The organism is Pseudostreptobacillus hongkongensis (genome assembly GCF_001559795.1).
Classification (GTDB): domain Bacteria; phylum Fusobacteriota; class Fusobacteriia; order Fusobacteriales; family Leptotrichiaceae; genus Pseudostreptobacillus; species Pseudostreptobacillus hongkongensis.
Genome location: NZ_LOHY01000018.1, coordinates 1 through 300 on the forward strand (window position 1 = coordinate 1; position 300 = coordinate 300).

The 300-nt window shown below is 36.0% G+C and carries 1 pseudogene; it reads right to left on the reverse strand.

Features of this window, described 5'->3' with window-relative positions:
- A pseudogene (gene tuf / locus AYC59_RS00875) lies at window positions 1-300 on the reverse strand (elongation factor Tu); the annotation flags it as partial.

Genomic DNA, 300 nt, shown 5'->3' on the forward strand with positions numbered 1-300 from the left:
GTCTTAGATGTATCTTTAATCCCTACTATTTCTTCTTCTTCTCCTACTTTCACTGTTCCTCTTTCTACTCTTCCTGTTACAACTGTTCCTCTTCCTGTTATTGTCATAACATCTTCTATTGGCATTAGGAAGGGTTGATCTACTGGTCTTTCTGGTGTTGGAATGTAGTTATCTACTGCTTCTATTAATTTTAAGAGTTGTTCTTCCCATTGTGCTTCACCATTTAATGCTCCTAATGATGATCGTCTTATTACTGGTACTTCTTCTCCTGGGAATTCATATTCTGATAGTAAATCTCTT